General features: G+C 50.1%; 26 protein-coding genes. 17 read left to right on the plus strand and 9 right to left on the minus strand.

Annotated features, from left to right (window positions below; translation table 11 throughout):
* Positions 1-73 precede the first annotated feature (73 nt).
* Positions 74-577 carry a GNAT family N-acetyltransferase gene (locus tag ACAN55_RS12040; protein WP_379132615.1) on the plus strand — a complete coding sequence of 168 codons (504 nt, stop codon included), beginning with the start codon at positions 74-76 and terminating at the stop codon, positions 575-577.
* A 74-nt stretch (positions 578-651) separates the two neighbouring features.
* On the opposite strand, the gene ACAN55_RS12045 is transcribed toward ACAN55_RS12040, so the two are convergent.
* A complete protein-coding gene (locus ACAN55_RS12045; RefSeq protein ID WP_379132617.1) occupies positions 652-1014 on the minus strand; it encodes a winged helix-turn-helix transcriptional regulator in 363 nt (120 codons plus the stop codon).
* 75 nt (positions 1015-1089) lie between these two features.
* Between ACAN55_RS12045 and ACAN55_RS12050 the strand changes: the two genes are divergently transcribed.
* The 5 genes from ACAN55_RS12050 to ACAN55_RS12070 all read left to right on the plus strand — a co-directional run bounded on the left by ACAN55_RS12050 (position 1090) and on the right by ACAN55_RS12070 (position 3444).
* A complete protein-coding gene (locus tag ACAN55_RS12050) occupies positions 1090-1308 on the plus strand; it encodes a hypothetical protein (protein WP_379132620.1) in 219 nt (72 codons plus the stop codon).
* Positions 1309-1358: 50 nt separating this feature from the next.
* A complete protein-coding gene (locus ACAN55_RS12055) occupies positions 1359-1619 on the plus strand; it encodes a YqkE family protein (protein ID WP_379132623.1) in 261 nt (86 codons plus the stop codon).
* A 30-nt stretch (positions 1620-1649) separates the two neighbouring features.
* A complete protein-coding gene (locus ACAN55_RS12060; RefSeq protein ID WP_379132626.1) occupies positions 1650-2156 on the plus strand; it encodes a metallophosphoesterase family protein in 507 nt (168 codons plus the stop codon).
* A gap of 102 nt (positions 2157-2258) precedes the next feature.
* Positions 2259-2729: a GNAT family N-acetyltransferase gene (locus ACAN55_RS12065; RefSeq protein ID WP_379132628.1), complete on the plus strand. Its 471-nt coding sequence runs from the start codon at positions 2259-2261 to the stop codon at positions 2727-2729.
* Between the two features lie 4 nt (positions 2730-2733).
* Entirely contained in the window at positions 2734-3444 is a 711-nt protein-coding gene (locus ACAN55_RS12070) for an HAD family hydrolase (RefSeq protein ID WP_379132630.1), read from the plus strand.
* A gap of 162 nt (positions 3445-3606) precedes the next feature.
* Here the strand turns inward: ACAN55_RS12070 and ACAN55_RS12075 are convergent, their stop codons facing one another.
* Together ACAN55_RS12075 and ACAN55_RS12080 are read right to left on the minus strand one after the other, a co-directional pair.
* Positions 3607-4761: an FAD:protein FMN transferase gene (locus ACAN55_RS12075; protein ID WP_379132633.1), complete on the minus strand. Its 1155-nt coding sequence runs from the start codon at positions 4759-4761 to the stop codon at positions 3607-3609.
* A gap of 162 nt (positions 4762-4923) precedes the next feature.
* The gene (locus tag ACAN55_RS12080) at positions 4924-5895 is read right to left on the minus strand and encodes a glycosyltransferase family 2 protein (RefSeq protein WP_379132635.1); all 972 of its coding nucleotides are present in this window, start codon (positions 5893-5895) and stop codon (positions 4924-4926) included.
* 120 nt (positions 5896-6015) lie between these two features.
* Between ACAN55_RS12080 and ACAN55_RS12085 the strand changes: the two genes are divergently transcribed.
* Positions 6016-7308: a glycosyltransferase family 4 protein gene (locus ACAN55_RS12085; protein WP_379132637.1), complete on the plus strand. Its 1293-nt coding sequence runs from the start codon at positions 6016-6018 to the stop codon at positions 7306-7308.
* 89 nt (positions 7309-7397) lie between these two features.
* A complete protein-coding gene (locus ACAN55_RS12090) occupies positions 7398-7619 on the plus strand; it encodes a hypothetical protein (protein WP_379132640.1) in 222 nt (73 codons plus the stop codon).
* A 213-nt stretch (positions 7620-7832) separates the two neighbouring features.
* On the opposite strand, the gene ACAN55_RS12095 is transcribed toward ACAN55_RS12090, so the two are convergent.
* Positions 7833-9008: an MFS transporter gene (locus ACAN55_RS12095; protein ID WP_379132642.1), complete on the minus strand. Its 1176-nt coding sequence runs from the start codon at positions 9006-9008 to the stop codon at positions 7833-7835.
* A gap of 179 nt (positions 9009-9187) precedes the next feature.
* Here ACAN55_RS12095 and ACAN55_RS12100 point away from each other — a divergent pair, with 179 nt between their 5' ends.
* Positions 9188-9910, plus strand: coding sequence for a DsbA family oxidoreductase (locus ACAN55_RS12100; RefSeq protein ID WP_379132644.1), 723 nt, complete (start codon positions 9188-9190; stop codon positions 9908-9910).
* Positions 9911-10330: 420 nt separating this feature from the next.
* Here ACAN55_RS12100 and ACAN55_RS12105 read toward each other — a convergent pair whose 3' ends face one another.
* The 4 genes from ACAN55_RS12105 to ACAN55_RS12120 all read right to left on the minus strand — a co-directional run bounded on the left by ACAN55_RS12105 (position 10331) and on the right by ACAN55_RS12120 (position 13711).
* The gene (locus ACAN55_RS12105) at positions 10331-11911 is read right to left on the minus strand and encodes an oleate hydratase (RefSeq protein ID WP_379132646.1); all 1581 of its coding nucleotides are present in this window, start codon (positions 11909-11911) and stop codon (positions 10331-10333) included.
* A gap of 206 nt (positions 11912-12117) precedes the next feature.
* Positions 12118-12693, minus strand: a complete 576-nt coding sequence (dhaS, locus tag ACAN55_RS12110; RefSeq protein ID WP_379132649.1) for a dihydroxyacetone kinase transcriptional activator DhaS — start codon at positions 12691-12693, stop codon at positions 12118-12120.
* Between the two features lies 1 nt (position 12694).
* Entirely contained in the window at positions 12695-13093 is a 399-nt protein-coding gene (locus tag ACAN55_RS12115) for a hypothetical protein (protein WP_379132652.1), read from the minus strand.
* Positions 13094-13141: 48 nt separating this feature from the next.
* Positions 13142-13711 (minus strand): hypothetical protein, encoded by a 570-nt coding sequence (locus tag ACAN55_RS12120; protein WP_379132655.1) that lies wholly within the window; start codon positions 13709-13711, stop codon positions 13142-13144.
* Positions 13712-13896: 185 nt separating this feature from the next.
* Between ACAN55_RS12120 and ACAN55_RS12125 the strand changes: the two genes are divergently transcribed.
* The 5 genes from ACAN55_RS12125 to ACAN55_RS12145 all read left to right on the plus strand — a co-directional run bounded on the left by ACAN55_RS12125 (position 13897) and on the right by ACAN55_RS12145 (position 18259).
* Positions 13897-14562, plus strand: coding sequence for an amino acid ABC transporter permease (locus ACAN55_RS12125; protein ID WP_379132657.1), 666 nt, complete (start codon positions 13897-13899; stop codon positions 14560-14562).
* The gene (locus tag ACAN55_RS12130) at positions 14543-15220 is read left to right on the plus strand and encodes an amino acid ABC transporter permease (protein WP_379132659.1); all 678 of its coding nucleotides are present in this window, start codon (positions 14543-14545) and stop codon (positions 15218-15220) included. The genes ACAN55_RS12125 and ACAN55_RS12130 overlap by 20 nt, the downstream gene beginning before the upstream one ends.
* A gap of 21 nt (positions 15221-15241) precedes the next feature.
* Complete coding sequence (locus ACAN55_RS12135; protein ID WP_379132662.1) at positions 15242-15997, plus strand: amino acid ABC transporter ATP-binding protein; 756 nt, start codon at positions 15242-15244, stop codon at positions 15995-15997.
* Between the two features lie 19 nt (positions 15998-16016).
* The gene (locus ACAN55_RS12140; RefSeq protein WP_379132665.1) at positions 16017-16898 is read left to right on the plus strand and encodes a cysteine ABC transporter substrate-binding protein; all 882 of its coding nucleotides are present in this window, start codon (positions 16017-16019) and stop codon (positions 16896-16898) included.
* 137 nt (positions 16899-17035) lie between these two features.
* Positions 17036-18259 carry a threonine synthase gene (locus ACAN55_RS12145; protein WP_379132668.1) on the plus strand — a complete coding sequence of 408 codons (1224 nt, stop codon included), beginning with the start codon at positions 17036-17038 and terminating at the stop codon, positions 18257-18259.
* A gap of 178 nt (positions 18260-18437) precedes the next feature.
* Here the strand turns inward: ACAN55_RS12145 and ACAN55_RS12150 are convergent, their stop codons facing one another.
* Entirely contained in the window at positions 18438-19376 is a 939-nt protein-coding gene (locus ACAN55_RS12150; protein ID WP_379132872.1) for an RluA family pseudouridine synthase, read from the minus strand.
* Between the two features lie 310 nt (positions 19377-19686).
* On the opposite strand from ACAN55_RS12150, the gene recQ reads away from it, so the two are divergent.
* The 3 genes from recQ (at position 19687) to ACAN55_RS12165 (ending at position 24663) form a co-directional block, all read left to right on the plus strand.
* Positions 19687-21525, plus strand: a complete 1839-nt coding sequence (recQ, locus tag ACAN55_RS12155; RefSeq protein ID WP_379132671.1) for a DNA helicase RecQ — start codon at positions 19687-19689, stop codon at positions 21523-21525.
* Between the two features lie 14 nt (positions 21526-21539).
* Entirely contained in the window at positions 21540-23417 is a 1878-nt protein-coding gene (locus ACAN55_RS12160) for a B12-binding domain-containing radical SAM protein (RefSeq protein WP_379132673.1), read from the plus strand.
* A 79-nt stretch (positions 23418-23496) separates the two neighbouring features.
* Positions 23497-24663: a nucleotidyltransferase family protein gene (locus ACAN55_RS12165; protein WP_379132675.1), complete on the plus strand. Its 1167-nt coding sequence runs from the start codon at positions 23497-23499 to the stop codon at positions 24661-24663.
* Positions 24664-24764: the final 101 nt, after the last annotated feature.

The raw sequence follows: 24764 nt of genomic DNA on the forward strand, positions 1-24764 counted from the left end.
ACTTGGAACAAGCAGATATTGCTTTAAGGGAAACGTATCCCAATATACACAGTCTGATGGAGGCATAGAAGAGATGGACGCTCAGCACTATATAATAGAAGATGCAACAATGGAAGATTTACCGGCCATTGTGGAGATTTATAATTCTACGATTGCCGGGCGGGTAGTTACCGCCGATCTGGAACCTGTCAGCGTAAGTGACCGGGTGAAATGGTTCAATGAACATAACAGCCACCACCGCCCGCTGTGGGTGCTTAGAAAGGACGGGGTAATTGCCGCCTGGTTCAGCTTCCAGTCGTTCTACGGCCGGCCGGCCTATAATGGAACTGCAGAGGTCAGTATATATGTAAGTGAGAATTTTCGCGGCTGCGGAGCCGGCACGATCCTGATGAGCAAAGCACTGGAGGAATGTCCGCGGCTTGGCGTCAAGAATCTGGTAGGATTCGTATTCGGACATAACGAGCCAAGTCTGAAGCTGTTGCAGAAATTCGGATTTACCCAGTGGGGACTGCTTCCCGGAGTGGCCCTGATGGACGGCATCGAACGTGACCTGGTCATTATAGGACGCAAATTATAATATATGAGCATTCGTTGCACAAAAAAAGAAGGCTGGATGCCCAGACCTCCTTTGTACGAGTAACGAATGCGTTTTCATAACTTATAAGAGCTTTGTTGTGATGCAGTCTCTTCTGTCTGGGAAGACTGGGCATCAATCCAGTGATCCGACCACGACTGCATATCGCGGATGACCTGCTCCAGTGCCCGTCCCTTGTCTGTCAGAGAATATTGAATTCTGACTGGCGTTTCGGGGAATACCTCACGCAGGACGATGCCTTCTGCTTCGAGATCTCTCAGCCGTTCCGACAAGAGTCTGCCGCTGACAGGGAGTGCGGCTTCAATAGCACCGAAGCGCTGCGGGCCTTGAAGGAGCTGATAAATGATCAGACCGGTCCAACGTTTGCCCATAATATCCATGCCTTTTTGCAATTTGGGACATAACTCTTCCCTCTTCATTTGGCTCACCTCTTTGGTTGTATTATAAACGAAAAGGCAAATAACTAAAACAAATTTTAACTATATAGATTGAACTTGAAAAAACAACAAAAGGGAAAAGTGACGGAGGGGTTGTTTGGAACTGGAGGAGCGAAAGCGATCGCCCGAAAGCTTTCCAAAGGAAAGCTCGCTGAAAGCATATGCTATGTTTGGATTTCTACCGCTCTTAGCGGAAATAAATCAGGAAATCCAAACATAACAGCGGCCAGAAGTCCAAACATTCATCGTAGTTACGGCCAGACCTTAAAGTTGTAAAATCTCAAGCTCAATATCTATAACCCCTAGACCCGAAGGAGAGATGCACTGTGGCAAAAAAGAAAAAAACTCCGGCACCACCGCGCACACCTGCCGCAGATAGCCCGGCAACACTGAAGGATATGCTGAGCAGCGAGGTGCTTGGCAAGCTGAAGGCACAGACCGATGCCTGGAAAGCGGAAGAGAACGAACGTAAGGAGGCTGTCCGCAAGGCCGCGGAAGAGCAGCGGCAGGCGGAACAAAAGCGGCTCGACAATGATTTCGGGCATCTGTTGAAGAACAGCAGCCAGGACTGGCGGAATTTCAAGTAAGCTTGAATTCGACTTAAGGAGCTGACCCATATGAGAGTAGGCGTAGTATCGGATACGCACATGTCCAGAATGTCGAAAGCCCTGCCCCAGGCACTGATAGAGGAGTTCAGCCAGGTGGATCTTATTCTTCATTTGGGGGATTGGGTCGTCATGGAAGTCTATGAGCAGCTGTCTGCACTCGCTCCGGTGGAGGGTATAGCCGGAAATAATGACGGAGAAGAAATCATCCGCAGGTTCGGAGAACGCAAGGTCATTGAACTGGATGGCATCCGCATTGGGATGGTGCACGGACATACACCTTATTCCGGCAAAGGAACGGACGGGAACGCGTTGAAGGCTTTCGCCGGCATCGAGCTGGATTGTATTCTTTTCGGGCATTCGCATCAGCCGCTGATCAGGAACGAGAGCGGGATTCTGCTGTTTAACCCGGGTTCACCGACGGATAAGCGCCGTGAGCCGTTATATTCCTTCGGTCTGCTGGAGATCGGCGGCGGTTCAATCAGTGCGCGGCATATCTTTTACGGGTCCAAAAAATAACTGAACTAAGTCCATGGAATGGTGCAGAATCTCCATGGGCAATTCCCGGGCATAGCATTACCATAAGGTACAAATGGCTGATGCCGGAATCGAGGTTCATGAATGCGGAAATTTACGATTGAACAAGGAAGTCTGGAGAATCTGGAGCTGCTGGCTCCATTATTTGATCAGTACAGGGTGTATTATGGGCAGCAGTCCGACCTGAGGGCGGCGTATGATTTCCTGGGCGAACGCCTCCGCTTCAATGAAAGTGTTGTCTATTTGGCGGTGGAGGGTGAAGGGAGCGATAAGCGGGCAGCAGGCTTCACGCAGCTGTATCCGTCGTTTTCTTCCGTTACGATTCAGCGTCTTTGGATCTTGAACGATCTGTTTGTGCATGAAGCTTATCGGGGCAGGGGTGCCGGAGCTATGCTGCTTGAGGCCGCTCGCGCCTATGCGCTGTCGACCGGAACCAAAGGATTATCACTGACCACGATGACTGACAATACAGTTGCTCAGCGTCTCTATACGGCCAGTGGCTATGTCCGGGACGAGGAGTTTTACACCTATAATCTTTATTTCAGTAAGGAGTAATCATGTGACTAACAGTAAGAAGCTGGCTGTCTTTTTTGATCTGGATGATACCTTGTACAATCATTTGGTTCCTTTTCAGGATGCGGTGAAAGAAGTTCTGGGGCTGGAGGAGAGCTGTGTGGATATGGCCGGGTTGTTTCATACCGTCCGGCATCATAGCGATCTGCTCTGGCCCAGATATTTGGCAGGTGAGCTTGGACTCGAGGAGATTCGGCTCATACGGATGGAGCTGGCGTTTGCGGAGTTTGGCTTGCCACTTGCTCCTGGGGAAGCAGCCAAGGTTCAGGAAGTATATATCGGACGGCAATATACCATTGAAATGATTGAAGGGGTACTTCTCCAGCTTCAGCGGTTTATAACTGGCGGACATATCGTAGGGATCATTACGAACGGGCCGGAAGATCACCAGTGGAAGAAAATTCAGGCGCTGGGTGTGGACAAGCTGATCCCCCGTGAGCGTATATTTATCTCCGATGCTGTAGGGATTGCCAAACCGGACCCGGAAATCTTCGCTTACGTCAATCGTATGACAGGCACCACACCGGATCAATGTTTATACGTGGGAGATACATGGACTAATGATGTGGTGGGTGCGCTGGAAGCCGGTTGGAAGGTATGCTGGTATAATCCGCGGGGCCGGGAGCCGCTCACGGCGCATGAGCCGAGTTATACGTTCACCAGCTATGAGGAATTTGGCAGGCTGCCGATTCTATAAACAAGAAAAAGCAGGATAACCGTACATCGAGACGGCTATCCTGCTTTTTCTTCGTATAACATGTAGAACCGGGTTATTCCATCCCCTTAAGCTTCACTTTAGCAAAAAGCTGCTCCACTGGTCATTTATTGAACCAGCGGAGCAGCTTTTAAATTGTTCCAATTATTCGGCGAATTCGTAGGTAGGGTCGGTTAACTGCAATCTATCCTTGAGACCGGATGTGGCATAAATTTTGTTATCATCCGTAATGAAGAAGGCTTCGACATTCTCGGGAAGGGAGTCCAGATATTTCATTCCATCTTCAATCCCCATCAGAAAGACTCCTGTTGAAAGGGCATCCGCATCTGTCGCGTTCGGGCTCATGATCGTAAGGCTCTTCAGCCCGTTCTGTGAAGGGAACCCGGTGCGAGGGTCGAGGATATGATGGTAGCGTACCCCGTCCTGGATGAAGAAACGTTCATACACACCGGAAGCATCGATAACTTCGTCACTGATCTTAATTGTTCCCAGTTGGGTACCACGGCTTTGGTCCGGATCCTGCAGGCCGATATTCCACTGTGAGCCGTTAGGCTTATTGCCCAGGGCGATAATACTGCTTCCGCCCAGGTTGATCATGGCACTGTCCAGACCTTGCTCTTTCAGGTAATCCGCAACACGGTCAGCAGCATATCCTTTGCCGATGCCGCCTAAATCAAGCACCATGCCTTCTTTAGCCAGCATTACGGTTTTAGCCGCATCATCGATGATTACATCCTTGTAGTTAGTTAAAGCCCGGGCGGCTTCAATATCCGCTTCCGGCGGCACGCTTTCGCCTCCGTTGCCGATATTCCAAAGATCCACCAGCGGACCGATGGTAGGGTCGAACAGCCCGTCCATTTCTTCAGCATATTTCAAGGATTGTTTGACGACATCCAGAGTTTCGTCCGAAACGGCAACGGGATTCTTGCCGGCCGCCTGATTAATGGCGTACACTTCTCCGCCTTCTTTGGTCCGGCTCAGCTCCAGATCCATACGCTCCAGCATAGCCTGGATATCATCCATATTCTTCTGGGTAGCATTATCGCCGAAAACTTTGATATTCACAACAGTATCGTAAATATAGTACGTCTGAGTCAGAGATTTGGTACCGCCTTCGTCGGAGACGGTCGCACCGCCGTTAGAAGTTTGATCCCCTTCATTGGAGACGTTCGCGCTACCATTTGAGCTTTGCGCGCCGTCATTTTCTTTATTATTGCCAAGTAGCAGCCAAGCGCCGACAGCAATTGCAATGATGAGAATGGCAGCGACAATAAAAGTTGTTTTTTTGTTCTTAAACATAGTTCACCATCCATAAAGTTAGTATCACGATCACAATATTACTATCATACCCTAGATGAGGGCAAGCTGGATACTCCATTCATGGCAAATCGGGCAATAAAAAACCGCCCCGAATGTCGAAGGAGCGGCCAGGAAATGGAGCTTCAGAGGACGCATGGACAGTTAATCCAGCATGTACTCATTATATTTATTTTTGCGTGGATTAAGCACGAATAGAATGCCGCTCACATATCCCGTAACAGCATTGAAATTCCGTTTCAGGGTTTCTTTTCCCGTTAAATAGGTTAACGTCCACAGCAGAGCGGCGAAGTTCTTCACCGGTGCTTTACGCAGCTGAAGCAAATAATAATGATTGACCGCGGTAGCCTTAGCCACACGTCCGGCCTTGTCCCGGGAGCGCGGAGATTCATGATGAATAATCTTCATCTCCGGATTGATGACAAGTCTGCCGTAACGGCTGGCCAAATGGCACATATATATATCGTCGGCAACGGCGTAACTCGTCATCCACGGATAAGGCTTCATATCCCGCAGCGCAGATCTCCGGAAGGACATGTTGCAGCCGTGAAAGAAATCTGTTTCAAAAATGCTGCTAGTCTCTCCCCAGAGAAGCAGTGAACCCGCCAGTGTACTTGGGGAAAGCCTGCCCGGGGATCCGGACATCTGGCAGGTAAGCCTGCCGAGAAGCTTCCCCGATGCACTGCTCGTGAGCCCTTTGGCGACACCGCCAACACCTACAATTCCGGGGTCCAGTGCGTAGGTACCCAGCATCCTCCGGATATATAGAGGGTCATCCAGTTCAGCGTCATCATCAAAGGTCAGCAGAATCTCCCCGTCAATCTTTTCCAGTGCTTCGTAGCGGGAGAGCCAGACGCCGGGTTTTGTTTTTTTATAGTAATGCAGCTCCGCCTGAGGAAGTCCGCCCAGAATATCACGGTATTGATTCAGCACATTATGCGGAATTTCACCGTCGTCGACGATAAGCAGCTCAAGCTTAATCCCCTCAAGCCGCTGCTGCCGGCCGATGGATTCGATACAACGAGTCAGATCGGAAATACGGTTCCGCGTAGGAATTACAATGGACAGATCATGCATGCCCTCTGCCTCCCTCTCTATGGTTTCTCTCGTATACATCTTAACTCCCTCATTAGTAGGCCGTATATACCACTTTCGTTTACTTTTTTTCATCTTGACAGCGTATATAATGTAGGCATAGCGTCCGATCATACTCCAGCAGGAAGAAGGGGTTGCATCATGCATATCGGAATTTTTATGCATACGAATTACTTTGAAGACTTTTTTGGGAAGGGACTTGGGATTAATGAAGAGGAATATGTGACTTCCTATCACAACGACTTTTCGTTTGATTATGCAAGACTCCTCCGAAGATATGGTATTCATACAACCATCTATAATTTCACAGTGAAAGGAGACAGCATCCGCTCCTACCGCCACGGGGTTGTGGATTGTACGGTGAAGTTTATTCCAGTCGGCAGGCTATACAAGGCTTATAGAGCGATTCCCAATTCTCACCGGACTCCGATCGGCAAATTTGTATCCCAATATGTAGCTACTTTAGGGAGTGGCTTGGAGGATATTTTGCGTGAGGATGGCATTAACCTGATTTACGCCCAGGAATATGCATCCGGACGATTTGAGGTGCTGGCACGAGCCGCGAAGCATTTAAAGTTACCGATTATTGCGGCCTATCACGGGGGAAGTATCCATAAATGGATTCTGCCGATTAAGAAGCTTACACTCCATAAGGCAAGCTTTCTCACAACGCTGAATGAAGATGAGCAGCGCAACATGACTGACCGATTTCCACGGATGGCAGACCGGATTAAACTTATCCCCAATTTCGTCAATGCGTCCATTTTTTATCGCAGGGACAAGGAACAGGCGCTTGCTGCGGTTGGCTTGAATCCGGATAACCGTTATATCATAACGGTGGGCCGGATATTCGAACACCAAAAGGCTCATTCCTTGCTCGTGGAAGCGGCAGAGCAACTGAAGGATATGCAGCACCTTAAGGTGCTTATTGCCGGAAGAGGACCGGACGAGCACAGTTTGAAGGAACTGATCAAGCAAAAGGGTCTGGAGGATAAGGTCATCCTGCTTGGCTCCATCCGTGACAAAGAAGTGTTGGCCAACTACTATAATGCTTCTGAACTGTTTGTGCTTCCCTCCCGTTATGAGGGCCTGCCGCTGGTGATTCTGGAAGCAAGTGCCTGCGGACTGCCGACGGTGGCTTTTAATGTGATGGGGGTTAGAGGGCTTGTGCGGAACGGTGAGAACGGACTGCTGGCGGAGAATCTCGATCCCAAAGGGCTGGCGGACGCCATGCGTGAGCTGCTGGATGATGTGGAGACACGGGAACGAATGGGGAAAGCAGCGAAGGCAATCGTTGAAATCAATTATTCGGAAGATGAGATCAGCGCGCGACTGATTCGCCTATTTCAAGAGAGTATCGGAAATGAGGCTGTGCTGAGGTTATGGCCCAAGCGGGAGACCGGCGCGTTTGACTCTGGGATATTGCGGCAATAAGGACGGCAGCGTAAGTGGTCAGAGGCGGGTTCGGCTGAGAGAACAGTTGGGGATGGAAGACGACGCTAGAGTGAGGTTTCGTTAAGGTGATGGAAATGCTGAGCGAGATAAAACATCTGAGTGATGGAAGACGCGATAGCGAAGAAAACGTCAAGATGATAGAAAACGCTAGAGTAAGGAAGAACGTCAAGGTGATGGAAAACGCTACAGTGAGGAAAAATGACGTCAGAGCGAATCTCGCACTGACGTTTTTATCGTTTAGGGGTAGTAGCAGGGGCATCGTGAGTATTAGCTCCATTTTGTACCGTTAATGAGCTAGCCTTCCAAGTGGCAAAAGGTCTGGATTAACGCCAGTTTTTCCAGTTAATTGCCTTCAAATAGCGAATGTGGCTGAATTAGCGCCATATTTTCCATCTAAGTAGTCTGGAGCGTTGGCCCGAAGTCCAAGCTTTCACCGAAGATACGAAATCGCGCAAATGGCGAAATCTTAAACTCAGTTTATATTACTCTTAATTACTTTCGATTCACTCCTGTACTAAAGCGGCCATCCGCTTGCGGATTGGCAGCACGGCAAGAGTGCTAAGGATGAGGCAGAAGGCAACGATATAGAAGGAATAGTAGGCACCGATTCCGTCGTTGGCAATACCAATCAGGAGATTAACCGCCATGGCGATCAAGGTGCCGCACATCAGGATCAGTCCGGTGGCGTAGGAAGCAGCTTCCTTGAAGGCCGTACGGATTGTGCTCATCAGCGTCGGGTAGATCACGGAGAAGAACAGTCCGGAAATCGCGAACAGCACCAGGCCGCTGGAACCCAGGGAAATGCCAGCCACCACCAGTCCGGAAGCGATCACGCCATAAACAAGGATGCTGCGGAAATATCCCAGCTTGTCGGCGACAAAACCCCCGAACATCCGGCCAAAGGTCATCAATCCAAAGAACAGCGTCATATACAGCGCCCGCGACTCCGCATCCAGAGAGAACTCCTCGCTCATATAGTTAACGAACCAATTCCCAATCCCGTATTCCGCTGCTACATAAAAGCCGATTGCCGCGATATAGAAGTATAGCAGCTTGTTTTTGAACAAGTCGCTTTTATTGTAAGAGCCACCGCCGGTCTGCGGTTTATATGGGATTTTCAGCAGGAGGAGATAGATAAACAGGGCAGCGCAGCACATCAGCATGACCAGATAGAACGTCTGCCACCGTACCCCGTGCTTGAGCAGTGTACCTGTCACCTGCTGGAGCGAGGTATTCCCGATGCCATAGGAGAAGTTAACGAAGTTCATCAATACGGCGGTAGAAGCCACGGTCATGACAGGCCCAAGCGTGTTCACCCCTACATTAAACATGGCGATTCCCGAATTCAAAAGCGACAAGCCGATGACGAGCATCACGAACGACTGGCAGGTGACCAGCAGGATCAGCGAGCCCATGGCGATGAGGAATCCGAGAGCAATCACTTTTTTGTACCCGAACCTCTCGATCAAGATTCCTCCGATATATTGAAACAAGGCATATGTAGAAAGACATGCGGTCAGTACATAGCCAATCTGCGTATTATTGACCCCGAAATCATCCTTGAACAAAGGGACAAAAATCCCCTTAAAGTTATCACTCATCGCCACAATGATATACATTAGCAGTAGCAGCAGGACGATCGGCCAGTTTTTGTGCTGCGGTTCAGCGTGCTCTTTCATTGAGTATCTCTCCCTGTAGACGGCATAGGTATAGTGCGTTACCTGCCTTAAGCTACAGCATTATTTGTGAAAGGTCAACGGTGAAACCGATAACATTTCGGAAGGGTTTGAAATCTGCGGAATTTAACTATATAATTGTAAGTGACGCATTTTAAGTTATTAATTAGGAGGTTCACTTCATGAAAATAGAAATTTGGTCCGATTACGCCTGCCCGTTCTGTTATATCGGTAAAAGAAGGCTGGAACACGCACTCAGCCAATTTCCTCACAGTGATGGTGTGGAAGTAGTCTTCCGCAGCTTCCAGCTGGATCCGAGCGCAAAGGTTCGCGGGAACCAGGATATACATGATATGCTTGCCGCCAAATATGGCATGACCCGGGACAAAGCTGTGGCTATGAATGCACAATTGGCCGAGCAAGCCAAGGGTGTGGGACTGGACTTCCGGTTCGACACCATGCTGCATACGAATACCTTTGACAGCCACCGCCTGAGCCATTACGCCGGATCAAAGGGCAAGGCTGCCGAAATGTCTGAGCGTCTGCTGCGCGCCTATTTTACTGATTCCGTCAACATAGGTGAGCATGATGTCCTTGCAAATCTTGCGGCCGAAGTTGGCCTGGATGAGCAGGAAGTATTAAAGATGCTGGCATCGGACGCATATACCGATGAGGTCAATGCGGATATCAACAAAGGACAGCAGCTTGGAATTAACGGCGTGCCGTTCTTTGTGATTAACAACAAATATGCCATCTCGGGAGCACAGCCGGGTCCTGTATTTACAGAGATGCTGGAGAATGTATGGGCGGAAGAGCAGTCTGCTCCGGTACTCCAGACCATCGGCCAGACGAAGTCCGCTGAGTCGAAAGATGATGGTTGCGCGGACGGCTCCTGCGAGATTTAAAGTTATTGTGTACGGCACCTGTGAAATTTCAGGTCACTGTGTGAGGTTCAATTAAAGTCACCGTGTGCGATTCCTGGATAGATTTAAAGTTACTATGTCCAGTTCCTGCAAACGTTTAAGTCACCGTGGAGGCATACGCAACGCAAAAAGCGGGAAGCAGAAGTTCATCTGCTTCCCGCTTTTTATATTCCCATTAGTTGCCAGAGGGCGGTAGCCGAGTCTTAGGTGTTTCGGCGGAAGCGGCAGCGAAGGCCCGGAGGGATTCTGGAGAAACGCAGTGGTCGCCTTTAAAGCCCGATTTCATCCTGATATTCATTTATATAGAAATCGGGCTTTAACAGCGATTGAAAGAACCCTCCGGGACGTAGCGGTTGCACTGCCGCCTGTTTTCACCGACGAAGTTGCTTCTGCGTCCAGTGTTTACCGGAACGAGGTAACAAACCCCGACAGCAGCGTCCGCACATCGAACTGGTGCTGGGTGATCGGCTCCACCGGCCGGTTGATGCCAAGCAAGGTATATACCGCGATTCTTGCTGCGCGCACGGAATATTCCTCTGTGAATACAACATCATCGGGAATTTCGCAGAATTGGCTGATGAAGGCCAGATTGGTGGATCCTTCCGGTACCACCTTCGGTCTGTCACTGTGGAGTCTCGGCATGAATTGGGCAGTGATATAAGGCATCATGCAGGGGATGCAGTTGGCAGTTTTCATGATGTCATCCCGGTGCTCTTCGAAATGCAGATGCCCGATCAGCTCCTGCATAATTTCTTCTCCGGTACAGTCGCACATGCGTTTCTTCACATAATCCCCGACTTTATCCGGGAATAAACCGTAGCCCCAGAATACCCGGACATGCTCCGGCTGGTTGCGGAAATGCGGCTGGAAGGCGAGGACAACAGACATGAACCAGCTGGAATCCTTGAACGTGACCAGTGCGCCGGTACCGGCCCGGTTGCGCGTGAATTTCTCCATCAGATCGAAGAATTTGGAGTCTTGGAACGTAACAGTGAAGGATTCCCATTTCGATCTGTCCACGTGATCGTCGAACGAGGAAGGACTGCCAAGCCCCGGTTTCTTGGCGGCGATGTTCTCCCACAGCTTCCACGAGCTGCCTTTACCAAGTAACTCAGGAGCCGTAGTCATGGAGCCCAGGCTGGAGCCCTCGGTCATGGAGCCGTTCGTAACAATGACGATATCCCCTTCATTCAGCGAAATAACTTCTTTCGCACCGTCCCGCACTACATGCATCTTCGTTACCGTAATGCCGTCGCCTTCCTTGAAATCCAGATCCGTTACCGTACATTTCAGGCTGAAATCCACACCGTGCGGCTCCAGGTATTTCTGCATCGGCAGAATGATGGAATCGTACTGGTTGTAAGGGGTCCGTGTAACACCTTCCAGCGTCTGAATTCTCGGGAATTCATGAATGAACCGGATCATGTACCGCTTGAACTCCACCGTGCTATGCCAAGGCTGGAACGCAAAGGTCGTTGCCCACATGTACCAGAAATTCGTCTGAAAAAAATGAGGCCCAAACCAGTCGTTAATCCGCGATTTGCCCATTTTATCTTCCGGGGTCAGGATCAGCTTACCCATGGCGAGACGGTCGGCCATATCAAAGCCCATGGACAGTACATCCACCACTTGACCGTCACGATCGACCAGTCTGGCATTCGAATGGGTAGGATTAGCGTTGTCGAATACGGTGATTTCCTCCCTGACGGATTGCCCCGGATGGTCAATGGAAGGGATGGTTGTCAGCAGCTCCCACAGATTCTCATAGGTTTCATCGTTCAACATACGACCACCGCGGATCACAAATCCTTGTTCCACATCGCCTGCACCATCGTTGCTGCCACCGAGAATCTTCATTTCCTCGATAATGTGAATATTCTTTCCCGGAAAGTCGCAGTCCCGGACGAGATAAACCGCTGCTGCAAGTGAAGCAATTCCTCCGCCGACCAGATATACCTGTTTTGCGTCAAAATCCTTGTTCATGGGTTGCCGCCTCCATTAGGTTTACTGAATGCTGTTCATGTCCCTAATGTAAACCAATGCTTACAAGGAAAAAATATCCAAAAACCCGCAAGTGTATGAATTTTGGTCACTTCAGATAAAGTGTCTAGCGAATAGACAGAATTCGAGCGGAGTTGCAGCAGGAAGGTACCTACAGTCTCTATGCAGCCACAAAAAAGCCGCTGACCTTAAGGCCAAGACGGCTTGATCTCGTATTTATGCAGCGCTCGAAGAAAATGGCCTTCAATCAGACCGCTGAGCTTCTCAATGATCTGCTTTGGCTGCTCCTTCATCCCGTCCCTCATCCACTGGATCACCAGGCCGGTGAAGGCCAGCGTGTAGAAATTGGCGATAAAGCGTTTATCCTCTTCACTGACATGTATGCCCTCAGCCAGCTCATGAATGACGCCCATGACGAGATCATTGGTCACTTCGTACAGATAGATATCCAGATGGTTCCGACCCAGTGAATCCAGCGTGTTGTAACAAAAGGTTTTATTGCTTTCGATGTAGCGGAAGATACGGTAGAAACCATCCGTCCATGTGCTATAGCTCCGGTACTGGGCGATGCTCTCGACCGCTTCCGTGCGGTAGATCCAGCCCAGGAGATCAAAAATATCCTGGAAGTGGTAATAGAAGGTCTGACGGTTCAGACCGCAGTCATCCACCAGATGCTTGACCGATATCTTATTCAGCGGCGTATGCTCCATCAGCGATTTCAGCGAGTGGGCGAGCGCATTTTTCGTCAGGAAGGCATTGGACATATCAGGAATGCCTGCGCTGACGTTTGATCAGCAGGTTGATCCCTTCTGCTACCAGACCCGCAGCGAAGCCCCCGATCATAAAGACCATAAACATCAGAAACCCGGCGAGATCCTCCCAGCCCGACATATCGCGGTAAGTCGTGAGAATCATTTGAACCACTCCCAGAATAATCCCTATGGTGGAGAAGAGCCACACCAGACGCGCACCAAGCCAGCCGAAACCGCTGACAATGGCGGAGACCGCCAGAGCGAAGAGCCCCAAGCGAAGCAGGATTAACCCATCCGCCTGATTATCCAGAAAGACGAACCGGTGCAGTACAAACGCCAGCCATAGGAGGAGGGCATAGAACGGAAACCAGAAGAGCCATTGCTTGCTTTTGGCAGGAGGCAAGTAGCACATGTTGATCTACCTCTTTTCATTGGGATGTAATGAGGGATTCTTAATGGTTTAAGTGATCGAGTTCAGCTCTTCCAAACTTTGCAGCATGTGGTTCAGCAGTGACGGAATATCCTCCATCTGGTTCTCAGTAATCTGCCGTTTGAACTTCAGTTCAATCGTATTCTTGCGTAGCGTGCGTTCCACACCGTAGATATAGCTTAAGGTCTGTTCAAGCTGCGTATCCTGGCCCCAAATGGCCTTCAGCAACTCCTGAATGACTTCACATTGCAATTTCTCGTCCGTAATTCCCAGGAAAAAACGCAGCAGCAACGTACATCCGGGATTGGTACCGGGTACATCCAGGATTTCGTCTCCCAGATCCTTAAGGGAAGATAACAGCACAACCTGCGCCGTTACTTGTTCGAGGTCTCTGAGCTGGAAGGATAACTTGAATTCCCGGGACATGACCGCAAGGTCTAACAAGTCGGAGCGGCCTGTGATGATAACGGTCTCATCCAGATTGTCCAGATCATAAATCTGATTCTCAAAGGCAATCTTGATATTTTCGAAAACTGTAGGATGGAACAACAGAGGCACCTTCTTTTGGATACTTTGGTTGATGTCTTTATATTGTATCATGACGCGTAAGACATTAATAATGTTGCAAAGCATAGTTAGTCAGTTGGAATAGTGTGAATAAAATCATATCGCGGTATGTAAGGTTTGACATAAGATGTGAATTGTTCTCATCAGTTACTGATTAAACTCATGGGAATACACAGTTTTATGGGGGCTTAAAAAATACAGACAGAGGGTACACGTCAATGAATCTAGACTGGGAGTTTATTATTCACAACTTGCCTCTCTACGGCGAGGCGATGTGGCTGACAGTGAAGCTTGCGTTCTGGGCGATTCTGTTCTCGCTTATACTGGGGCTGCTGTTCAGTATCGTGCTTTACTACAGGATTAAGGGCGTCAGTGTGATAATTCATGCTTACATCGAGCTTTCGAGGAATACTCCGCTACTTGTCCAGCTTTTTTTCCTATATTACGGGTTGCCCAAGATAGGCCTTCGCATGAGCGAAGTAACCTGCGCCATTGTGGGTCTTACTTTCCTAGGCGGCAGCTACATGACGGAGGCTTTCCGCAGCGGAATCGAGGCTGTGGGGAAGTCGCAGATTGAATCGGGGCTTAGCATAGGGCTCTCCAGAGTGCAGCTTGCCAGGCACGTTATTCTTCCCCAGGCGTTCGCGATAAGCATCCCTGCACTAGGGGCTAATGTGATTTTCCTGCTCAAGGAGACTTCCATTGTGGGGGCTATTGCCCTAATGGATCTGATGAACGTGGCGAAAGATTTGATTGGCATGCATTACAAAACAGCGGAATCGCTGCTGCTGCTGGTATTGGCCTATCTTGTTCTGATCCTGCCGCTGTCCCTTGCGCTGACTTGGCTCGAAAGGAAGGTAAGATATGCAGAATTCGGGGATTAGCGCTTTATTTGAAGGTTCAAACTTCGAGCGGCTGATGGGCGGCCTGCTCGTTACCGTTGAAATTTCGTTCATTTCTATCGTGATTGGGACTTTACTGGGGATTCTTTTGGGACTGATGAGAACCTGGAAGTCAAAGCCGCTGAAGTTTATCCTGCGTTTATATCTGGAGACTTTCCGAATCATCCCCATCCTGGTCTGGCTGTATACCGTACATTTCAGCTTCACACCGCTGCTGCATATCGATATGAGCGGTGAAGCGACAGCTATTCTTGTGTTCAGCCTCTGGGGTGCCGCCGAGATTGGCGATATTGTCCGCGGCGCGCTGGAATCGATGCCCAGGCATCAGGTGGAATCCGGCAAGGCACTGGGTCTCAGCAGCCGGCAGCTATATATTCATATTCTGATTCCTCAGGCGCTTCGCCGGATGCTTCCGGCATCCATTAATTTGGCAACCCGCATGGTAAAGACAACATCTCTTGTTGTTCTGATCGGTGTGATCGAAGTGGTCAAAATCGGGCAGCAGATTATCGAGCTGAATGTCATTAAAGCACCTGCGGCATCATTCTGGGTATACGGCTTTATTTTCATCTTATATTTTCTTGTATGCTTCCCGTTATCCAGGCTTTCCAAGAGATTTGAACGCAGATGGCAGAATTAGCAGAGGAGAGGAATGGATGAAATGACAGACTCAGGAGAATTGTTGCTGGAAGTAAAGGGGCTGCATAAGAATTTTGGTGACAGGAAGGTGCTGAACGGTATCGACCTTCAGGTTCATAAAGGAGAAGTCATTGTTATTCTTGGCCCGTCCGGCTGCGGAAAAAGCACATTCCTGCGCTGCCTGAACGGACTGGAGTCGGTGCAAGGAGGCTCTATTCATTATCAGGGCAAGGATCTGGCGGGGGATCTTGTTGACTGGCGGGAGATCCGGCAGCATATCGGCATGGTGTTTCAGAATTATGACTTATTCCCGCATTTGACGGTGATTGAGAATATTTTGCTCGGGCCTTTAAAAGTGCAGAAGAGAGACAAGGGTGAGGCTTTGGGGCAGGCTGAGCAGCTGCTGGAGAGAGTTGGCCTATTAGACCGCAAGGAAGCTTATCCGCGTCAACTGTCGGGAGGCCAGAAGCAAAGGATCGCGATTGTCAGGGCGTTGTGCATGAATCCTGAAATCATTCTATTTGATGAAGTAACGGCGTCGCTTGATCCAGAGATGGTCCGGGAAGTACTGGATGTGATACTGGGTCTTGCCCGCCAGGGGATGACCATGATTATCGTGACGCATGAAATGGGCTTCGCCAAATCGGTGGGGGACCGGATTGTGTTCATCGACGAAGGAAGTATTTGCGAGACTGCGGATCCGCAGCAATTTTTCACCCAGCCGGCGACAGAACGTGCACAGCACTTTCTAGATATTTTTCAATACGATAAATTATAGAAACAGGAGATGAAGAGGGATGAAGAAAGGGTTTAGATTAGCAGTACTGTCATTGGCGGTCAGTTCATTATTGATGGGGTTAACCGCATGCGGAAATAACGGGGGCAATAACGGCACAGCCGATTCATCGTCATCCAAGTTTGCTTCCATCGATCAGTTGAAGAAGAATGATAAGATCCGTATCGGCGTATTCGCAGACAAACCGCCGTTTGGCTACGTGGATGCCGACGGTAAGAATCAGGGCTTTGATGTCTATATTGCGAAAAGATTTGCCAAAGACTTGCTGGAGGATGAGTCCAAGGTGGAATTCGTTCTGGTGGATGCGGCAAGCCGTGTGGCGTACCTTGAATCCAACAAGGTAGACATTATCATGGCCAACTTTACCGTTACCGATGAACGTAAGGAAAAAGTCGATTTCGCTAATCCATATATGAAAGTTTCCTTCGGCCTCGTATCTCCAGATAGCGCACCCATAACATCGCTAGAGCAGCTTGAGGAAAAAGGGCAGAAGCTGATCATCAACAAGGGATCTACCGCTGAAACGTATTTTGCCAAAGAATATCCGGATATTGAACAGCTGAAGTTTGATTCCTTCACGGAAGTATTCTCGGCGCTTAAAGACGGGCGCGGGGCAGCGATCGCCAATGATAATACAGAACTGATTGCCTGGGCCAAATCGAATCCCGGCTATACGGTTACCATCCCGACTTTTGGCGGACAGGATACCATTGCGCCGGCCGTTGCCAAAGGCAATACGGAACTGCTGAATTGGATCAACAATGAACTGGATTCGCTAGGCAAAGAGCAGTTTATCCACCAGGCTTATAAAGAAACCTTAAACGAAGTGTACGGTGAAGGGTTCACGGATGAGCTGGTTATTGAGGGCGGTAAATTGGAATAGTGAAAGGTAGGCACCTGAGAAGGTGCCTTTTCTCATACCGAATTACCGGATGAATTAAACGGATTAATCCTATATACTAAGTTTCATTAGTGTGTGAATTAATTGGAATATCAGATCTATGAAAGCGGGGATCGTTAATGAGTTTCAGCTATTTATCGCATTTGGAGTGTCCGGAATGCGGACAGACCTATGGAGCGGATACCGTGCACCAGTTATGTGCCTGCGGTTCACCGCTGCTGGTATGCTATGATTTGGATAAAGTGAAACAGGAGTGGAGCATTCCGGAGCTAAGCGGCCGGAAGGCAGACCTGTGGAGATACCATGAACTGCTGCCGGTAAGTGATCCTGGCAATGTCGTGACCCTGGGCGAGGGCATGACTCCGCTGCTGGAATTGCCGAGGCTCGGAGAAGCGTACGGCATTACTTCCCTGATGATGAAGGACGAAAGCCTTGTACCGAGCGGAAGCTTCAAAGCACGTGGTGCAGCGGTGGGGGTATCGAAGGCGAAGGAGCTTGGTGTTCAGAAGCTGGCGATGCCGACCAATGGAAATGCCGGAGCGGCATGGGCGTTGTATTCGGCACGCGCAGGAATTGAGGCTACGATTGTTATGCCGGTGGACGCTCCCAAGATTACCCGCAGTGAGGTTGCGCTGGCCGGAGCACGTCTGTATCTGGTGAACGGCCTGATCAGCGATGCCGGAAAGATTGTAGCGCAGGAAGTAGTACAGAACGGCTTGTATGATGCCTCGACCTTGAAGGAGCCATACCGTATTGAAGGCAAGAAGACGATGGGGATTGAGATCGCTGAGCAGCTTGGCTGGGAAATGCCGGATGTCATTCTCTATCCGACAGGCGGGGGAGTCGGACTGATCGGCATCCACAAAGCGCTGCTGGAGCTGCGCGAAATTGGCTGGGTGCAGGGCAAGCTGCCGCGGCTTGTTGCCGTGCAGGCGGAGGGCTGCGCGCCGATTGTCAAGGCCTGGGAAGAGAAAGCAGAGCGCTCGGAGTTCTGGCCTAATTCCGAAACGGTTGCTTTTGGAATCAATGTGCCGAAGGCGCTTGGAGACTTCCTCGTGCTGAAGGCGATTTACGAGACGGACGGGGCAGCCGTTTCTGTCTCCGATGAAGAGATGAGCAGAGAGCAGGCAGATATTGCCCGTCTGGAAGGCTCCTTCATCTGCCCGGAAGGTGCAGCAGCCTTCGCCGCAGCGAAGAAGCTTGCCGCTCAAGGCTGGATTAAAGCGGGAGAGCGTGTCGTAGTCCTGAACACAGGAGCAGGGATTAAATATCCCGATTCCGTGCAGGTGAACCCGCCTGTACTTGAGATCGGAGAGTTTATTTCTCCGCAAGGTGTGGAGTAACCGCACAATACGAATGCATACAAAAAGGATGTCCGGCAGCGATGAAGCTACCGAACATCCTTTTTGATTGAGAGTATCTTGCCCGGCCGGAAGCAGCCAGATGGATAGATCTAAGCTATGGATGACTGGTCTTAACGAACAAGATCCGCAAGCATCCCGGAAGGTGTCCCTACTTCCCTTAATTCGTAGGCGCAGGTGCAGTATATTTCAGGAAAGTCTTAGGAATCTCACTTTCAAAAGTCATCAGCTCGCCCGTAGTCGGGTGGATGAACGATAACACGCGTGCGTGCAGCCCTAGCCGTCCGACGGTTTTGGTCTCGGCGCCGTACTTCTTGTCACCCGCGATCGGATGCCCAATGTCCGCCATATGCACGCGGATTTGGTTCTTGCGTCCGGTTTCAAGACGCACCTCCAGCAGAGAGAAGTGGCGGTTGTTCTGAATCAGCTTATAGTGGGTCACGGCATGCTGCCCGTCACCCTCATGGGGACTGGAATACATCTTGAGGGTTGCAGTTTCCTTCAGCCACGAGCTTACCGTACCTTCCGGCTTTTTGACCGCTCCTTCGACAAGTGCCACATAGGCTCGTTCTTTCACGGTATCCTTCCATGTATTCTGAAGCGCCTGCTGGATCTTTTCACTTTTGGCGAACATCATGACTCCAGAGGTATCACGGTCCAGGCGGTGCACAACAAAGATCCGGTTCTTCGGATTATTCAGCCGGACATGTTCTGTAAGCTGACGGTAGGCCGTAAGCTCATTCTCTTCAGAGGTGGCAATGGAGAGTAGTCCCGCGTCCTTTTGGATAATAATCAAGTCGTCATCCTCATGTATAATTTGAAGTCCGGTCATTTCTTTGGCTTGTACCTGCTTGTCCATATCGATAGCTACCGTTTGTCCAGGAAGTAACTGGAAGTTATGTTGTGTAACAGTCTTGCCGTTCACTGAGACTTGACCTCGGGATAGGATCGATTTGATCGCGTTCCGCCCGCGTCCGGATACGTTTTCTAGTAGGAAAGGCAGCAGCTCCGAGGGCTCTTGCACGGCGTAAGTTTTTCCCTGTGGAGGTGTTTTGGTGGGAGCATTAAATTTGCTATTTGGTTTATTATTATTTCTCATCCCCGGCTTAGGCTGGGATTTCGCTGTATATGCGGGCTTCTGGCCGCGTTTGGATGTTTCCTTAGGATTGCGTCTTGAGTTCATGCTGCATTCTCCGTCCTCTAATATTGTACTCCTCAATATACCATGGAGCTTATAGAAATACTATGGAGCCTAGGCGGCCCTTAATTGGATTTTTTATTGAAAAGAAAGCAGTCTTCAGCCTTCCTGCGGTTGCTCAAACCCCAGATGCCCGCTAAACTAAACATAGAACTAAGCGTATGCTGACAAAGCATAGGCTCTACCATACTTGTAGGAGTCAAAGATCTTTATGAATATAAAGGCACCAACGATGGAACAAGCTCAAGCCGAGCTGCAAAAATATTACGGCTACCCCGATTTCCGCGAGGGCCAGAAAAGAATCGTCGAGAACCTGCTTCGCGGACATGATACGCTGGGCATTATGCCTACCGGTGGCGGGAAGTCCATATGCTATCAGGTTCCAGCGCTTCTGCTGCCGGGTCTGACACTAGTCATATCACCGCTTATTTCCCTGATGAAGGACCAGGTGGACGCCTTGACGACCGCGGGCATCCCGGCTGCTTATATCAACAGTACGCTTAGCGGTAAGGAAGTGAACGACCGTATCCGCGCCGCACGGCGGGGAGAGCTGAAGCTTCTGTATGTAGCGCCGGAGCGGCTGGAGCTGGACTGGTTCCGCCTGGAAATGGCCGGTCTGTCTATCTCCTGCGTGGCTGTGGACGAAGCGCACTGCGTATCGCAATGGGGGCATGATTTCCGCACCAGTTATCTGTCGGTATCTCCATTTGTCGAAGAGCTGCCGCAACGCCCGATTCTGGCTGCCTTCACAGCTACGGCCACGCCGGAAGTTATGGAGGATATGATCCGGTTGCTTCGACTTCGGGATCCCGGTGTGTATATGACTGGCCTTGGCCGGGACAATCTGGCAATGTCGGTGCTGCGGGGGGAGAACAAACGTGAGTTCCTGATGGACTACACGGCGACCCATTCCCATTGGCCCGGCATAGTGTACGCCGCAACCCGCAAGGAAGTTGACGATTTGTATCAGAGATTACAGGCCACAGGAATCGCTGCGGGGCGCTATCACGCAGGGATGACAGACCAGGAGCGGGCGGAGAGTCAGGAAGCTTTTCTGTACGACGATATCCGCGTAATGGTCGCTACCAATGCTTTTGGGATGGGAATCGATAAGTCAAACGTCCGTTACGTCATTCATTATAATATGCCGAAGAATATGGAGGCTTATGTCCAAGAAGCGGGGCGGGCCGGACGGGACGGGGAACCGAGCCAATGTATCCTCCTGTTCAGCGCCCAGGATATTATGACCCAGAAATTCCTGATCGAGCAGAATCCGCAAGACCCGGAACGCAAAGCGAACGAGTACCGTAAGCTGCAGCAGATGATCGACTACTGTTATACCACCCGCTGTCTGCGCAGTGCACAGCTGGATTATTTCGGCGAGGAGCATGCGGACAAGCCTTGCGGCATCTGTAGTTCTTGCACAGATGAACGTGAACTGGTTGATATGACCTTGGACGCGCAGAAAATCTTCTCCTGCATTCACCGTATGCGCGAGCGGTATGGTGTGGCCCTGGTGTCATCTGTGCTCAAAGGCTCACGCAATCAGAAGGTGCTGCAATACGGATTTGATTCGCTGCCGACGCATGGAGCGATGTCCCAGCGTACGGAGAAAGAAATTACTGAAACGATCAATGTCCTTATTTCGGAAGGTTACTTATCGCTGTCAGAAGGACAATATCCGGTCGTACGGCTGCAGCTTCCCGCAGCGGAAGTGCTCCGCGGACAGCGTCAGGTATTGCAGCGGGTAGCCCGTCCAACGCGTGCCGGCGGCGGAAGTGGCGCGCGTGACCGCAGTCGTTCAGCGCGTGACCTGTCTCCTTCAGCGGTGAACGAAACCGTGTTCGAGCAGCTACGCCTCATCCGGCGTGAGCTGGCGGGACGCGAGCATGTGCCGTCCTATATTATTTTCAATGATGCGACCCTTCGTGAAATGAGTGTGGTTTGTCCGCAGACCGAAGCGGAAATGCTGAGAGTCAAAGGTGTAGGCGAAGTCAAATACCGGAAATACGGCAAGGCATTCCTGGAGTTTTTTCAAAATGAAATGTAAAGAAGGTCATCATCATGAAAGTCATCCTTGCAACATTAAACGCTAAATATATTCATACGTCGCTGGCGATCCGTCTGCTTAAGGCTTACAGTGAACATGAATTTGATATCCATTTAGCGGAATACACCATCAAAGATCCTTTGATGAATATCGTGTCGGACCTGTATCAGAAGTCCCCTGATGTCATCGGATTCTCTTGTTATATCTGGAATATCGAGGAGACCGTTAAACTTGTCGGCATCCTGAAGAAGGTCATGCCGGAGGTTACCATTGTACTTGGCGGGCCCGAGGTGTCCTATGAGCCCCTCTACTGGATGGAGCGGGAAGCGGGTATCGATTTTGTCGTCAATGGAGACGGGGAAGAGACCTTTCATCATCTGTTGCAGGAGCTGCGGGATGACCGGAAGTTTCATATGGTATTCGGGGCGGCTTACCGCAAGGGGGACGAGCTTATCGTCAACCCACCGAGACCCAAAAGCGATCTCAACACGCTGCCAACACCGCACCGTTTTGCCGATGACCTGCCTGATCTGGGCAAAAGAATTGTCTATTTCGAGACCAGCCGCGGCTGTCCGTTCAACTGTCAGTTCTGTTTATCCAGCATAGAGGTCGGCGTGCGCTATTATGATATTGAACGTGTGAAATCCGACCTGCTCTATCTGATCGGCAACGGGGCGAAGGTCATCAAGTTCCTCGACCGGACCTTTAATATCAACCGCAGCTACGCTATGGAGATGTTCCAGTTCCTGATTGATAATCATCAGGGCTGTGTGTTCCAGTTTGAGATTACGGCGGATATTATGCGCCCCGAGGTATTGGACTTTTTGGCTGAAAATGCCCCTCCTGGCGTGTTCCGCTTTGAAATTGGGGTGCAATCCACCAATGATGAGACGAATGAGCTGGTGAAACGCCGCCAGAACTTCACAAAGCTGTCGCGTACGGTTATGAAGATCAAGGCGAGCGGGAATATCGATCAGCATCTGGACTTGATTGCCGGATTGCCGATGGAAGACTACAGCACCTTCCGCAAAACCTTCAACGACGTCTTCGCCATGGAGCCTGAAGAGCTGCAGCTCGGATTCCTCAAAATGCTCCGGGGTACCGGTCTGCGCGCCCAAGCAGCTAAGTATGACTACACGTATATGGAGCATGCGCCTTATGAAATTCTGAGCAGCCATGTGATGCCATTCTCCGATATTATCAGGCTCAAGCGTTTGGAGGATGTGCTGGAGAAATACTGGAACAGCCACCGGATGGACCATACGCTTAAATATTTGATCCGCCATGTGTTTGACTCGCCGTTTGATTTCTTCCAGGAGTTCGGAGATTACTGGGAAGAGCGCGGATGGCAAAAGATCGGGCATCAGCTGGAAGATCTGTTCACGAGGCTGCATGCCTTCCTGACAGACCGCGGGACCGGGAAGATGGAGATCATAACAGGACTAATGAAACTGGATTACTTCCTCGGACACAAATACAAGCCGCGTAAAATATGGTGGGATTTCACACTGGAGAAATCGCAGTGGGCAGCTTACCTGAAAGAAATCGCTGCTGATCCCGGGCGTATATCCGCCAATCTGGCGGAAGCGGGACTGAATGAACGCGAGTTGCAGAAGCATATGGTGCTTGAAGTGCTGCCTTTCCGCCTTTCCGGCGTGTTGGATTCGATCAGCGGACTTCGGGCAAATACCGTCTCCGGTTCATCAGATGCTGAAGCTGCACCGCATGGGGAATCTGACTCGGAGCACGAAGTATTACAATTGGAGCAAGTCGCCACAGCACTGGCGGAACCTCCGTCTACCGAAGAAGAGGGACGTACACTGCTTATCGTGATGTACCAGCAGGACGATACCCAGCAAGCCCGATATTACACACTGCCGCTTCCGCTATAGAATATTAACATTTGGCTAAGGGGTTCCAGAGCCCATTGATTCCCGGATTATGGGGGAAGTAGTGCAGGAGGGACAACGTTTGAAACAGCCTATTTCTTTAGTTCACTATGAAGAAAAGTATAGAAGCCGCCTGCTAGCTTTCCGGCTCCCGGATGAGCAGGCGGTTTTTACCGGATTGCCGATGGAAACTCTGGGTGCAGCTATTGAGGATGAAAATAAGTATCCTATTGTCATTGCAGATGGGGAAGAGGCGGTAGGCTTTTTTATCCTTCATTCTGGGAGCGGGATCTCCGATTTCTATCGAGATTACGAGGGTGTGCTGCTGCTGCGTGCTTTCCTGATGGATGCTTCCTCTCAAGGCAAAGGGTATGCCAAAACTGCGATGTCTCTGCTGCCTGCATTTATACAATGCCATTTTCCGTCTATTCGGGAGATTGTACTTGCAGTAAATGAGAAGAACACAGCAGCGGACAGGCTGTATACCAGATCTGGATTTAAGGATAATGGACTGCGCAGAATGGGGAAGATGGGGGAGCAGAAGATCCTTCAGCATACACTTTACGCTTCAGATCATGCCTGTGTCTCAGTCAGTAGATCAGTTACTGGCCACGTGATAGAAACTGTTGCTGAATCTGGTACTGCATTTGATGCTAGTAAGAGCCCTGCCTCTCTTGATAATGGGCTTCGTGATCTGTTGCTCAATATCTTCACCAGCAATGATTTGCTGATGTCCTTATTCAAGGCGGCGGGTTCCCTCGGGCCTCACCCGTATTATATTGGAGCAGGCTGCCTGGTGCAGAGTGTATGGAATGTATTGACTAACCGGCCGGCATTTTATGGAATTGAGGATATTGATATCATTTATTATGATGATGCGGACCTGAGTTTTGCGGCTGAGAACGAGATAGTGGAACGGGGGAGAGCGTTATTTCGCGGAATGCCTCTTCCGGTGGATATCAAGAATGAGGCCCGTGTTCACTTGTGGTACCGTGATAAGTTCGGAATTGATCTTCAGCCTTACCTGTCACTGGAAGCCGCAATTGATACGTGGCCAACAACGGCGACCTGCCTGGGAGCACGGCTCGAGTCTGATGGAAGCTGGCAGATTTACGCGCCTTACGGGCTGGAGGATCTGTTCAATCTCGTGGTAAGACCCAACAAAGTGCTCATTGACGAGGAGATTTACCTCAGAAAAGCTCACAAATGGACAAGTAAATGGCCCGAGCTGCAGATCATTCCTTGGTAAAAGCCATAAATACAGTTAAACTCAGCCAACAGCCTGACGTAGCTTTTATGAGCGGGTGCAGCACTATAGTGTATGTAATAAAATGGAATAACCAGAATAGA

Source organism: Paenibacillus oryziterrae, from assembly GCF_042610485.1.
Classification (GTDB): Bacteria; Bacillota; Bacilli; order Paenibacillales; family Paenibacillaceae; genus Paenibacillus_AQ.

Excerpts from the sequence above, each read along its gene's own strand:
- ACAN55_RS12040 (WP_379132615.1), top strand. The coding sequence starts at position 74 with ATGGACGCTCAGCACTATATAATAGAAGATGCAACAATGGAAGATTTA.
- ACAN55_RS12090 (WP_379132640.1), top strand. The coding sequence starts at position 7,398 with ATGGAAATGCTGAGCGAGATAAAACATCTGAGTGATGGAAGACGCGAT.
- ACAN55_RS12130 (WP_379132659.1), top strand. The coding sequence starts at position 14,543 with ATGCAGAATTCGGGGATTAGCGCTTTATTTGAAGGTTCAAACTTCGAG.
- ACAN55_RS12135 (WP_379132662.1), top strand. The coding sequence starts at position 15,242 with ATGACAGACTCAGGAGAATTGTTGCTGGAAGTAAAGGGGCTGCATAAG.
- ACAN55_RS12150 (WP_379132872.1), bottom strand. The coding sequence starts at position 19,376 with ATGAGAAATAATAATAAACCAAATAGCAAATTTAATGCTCCCACCAAA.
- ACAN55_RS12105 (WP_379132646.1), bottom strand. The coding sequence starts at position 11,911 with ATGAACAAGGATTTTGACGCAAAACAGGTATATCTGGTCGGCGGAGGA.
- ACAN55_RS12100 (WP_379132644.1), top strand. The coding sequence starts at position 9,188 with ATGAAAATAGAAATTTGGTCCGATTACGCCTGCCCGTTCTGTTATATC.
- ACAN55_RS12140 (WP_379132665.1), top strand. The coding sequence starts at position 16,017 with ATGAAGAAAGGGTTTAGATTAGCAGTACTGTCATTGGCGGTCAGTTCA.
- ACAN55_RS12045 (WP_379132617.1), bottom strand. The coding sequence starts at position 1,014 with ATGAAGAGGGAAGAGTTATGTCCCAAATTGCAAAAAGGCATGGATATT.
- ACAN55_RS12145 (WP_379132668.1), top strand. The coding sequence starts at position 17,036 with ATGAGTTTCAGCTATTTATCGCATTTGGAGTGTCCGGAATGCGGACAG.
- ACAN55_RS12115 (WP_379132652.1), bottom strand. The coding sequence starts at position 13,093 with ATGTGCTACTTGCCTCCTGCCAAAAGCAAGCAATGGCTCTTCTGGTTT.
- ACAN55_RS12080 (WP_379132635.1), bottom strand. The coding sequence starts at position 5,895 with ATGTATACGAGAGAAACCATAGAGAGGGAGGCAGAGGGCATGCATGAT.
- ACAN55_RS12075 (WP_379132633.1), bottom strand. The coding sequence starts at position 4,761 with ATGTTTAAGAACAAAAAAACAACTTTTATTGTCGCTGCCATTCTCATC.
- ACAN55_RS12160 (WP_379132673.1), top strand. The coding sequence starts at position 21,540 with ATGAAAGTCATCCTTGCAACATTAAACGCTAAATATATTCATACGTCG.
- ACAN55_RS12085 (WP_379132637.1), top strand. The coding sequence starts at position 6,016 with ATGCATATCGGAATTTTTATGCATACGAATTACTTTGAAGACTTTTTT.
- recQ (WP_379132671.1), top strand. The coding sequence starts at position 19,687 with ATGAATATAAAGGCACCAACGATGGAACAAGCTCAAGCCGAGCTGCAA.
- ACAN55_RS12125 (WP_379132657.1), top strand. The coding sequence starts at position 13,897 with ATGAATCTAGACTGGGAGTTTATTATTCACAACTTGCCTCTCTACGGC.
- dhaS (WP_379132649.1), bottom strand. The coding sequence starts at position 12,693 with ATGTCCAATGCCTTCCTGACGAAAAATGCGCTCGCCCACTCGCTGAAA.
- ACAN55_RS12060 (WP_379132626.1), top strand. The coding sequence starts at position 1,650 with ATGAGAGTAGGCGTAGTATCGGATACGCACATGTCCAGAATGTCGAAA.
- ACAN55_RS12095 (WP_379132642.1), bottom strand. The coding sequence starts at position 9,008 with ATGAAAGAGCACGCTGAACCGCAGCACAAAAACTGGCCGATCGTCCTG.
- ACAN55_RS12065 (WP_379132628.1), top strand. The coding sequence starts at position 2,259 with ATGCGGAAATTTACGATTGAACAAGGAAGTCTGGAGAATCTGGAGCTG.
- ACAN55_RS12120 (WP_379132655.1), bottom strand. The coding sequence starts at position 13,711 with ATGATACAATATAAAGACATCAACCAAAGTATCCAAAAGAAGGTGCCT.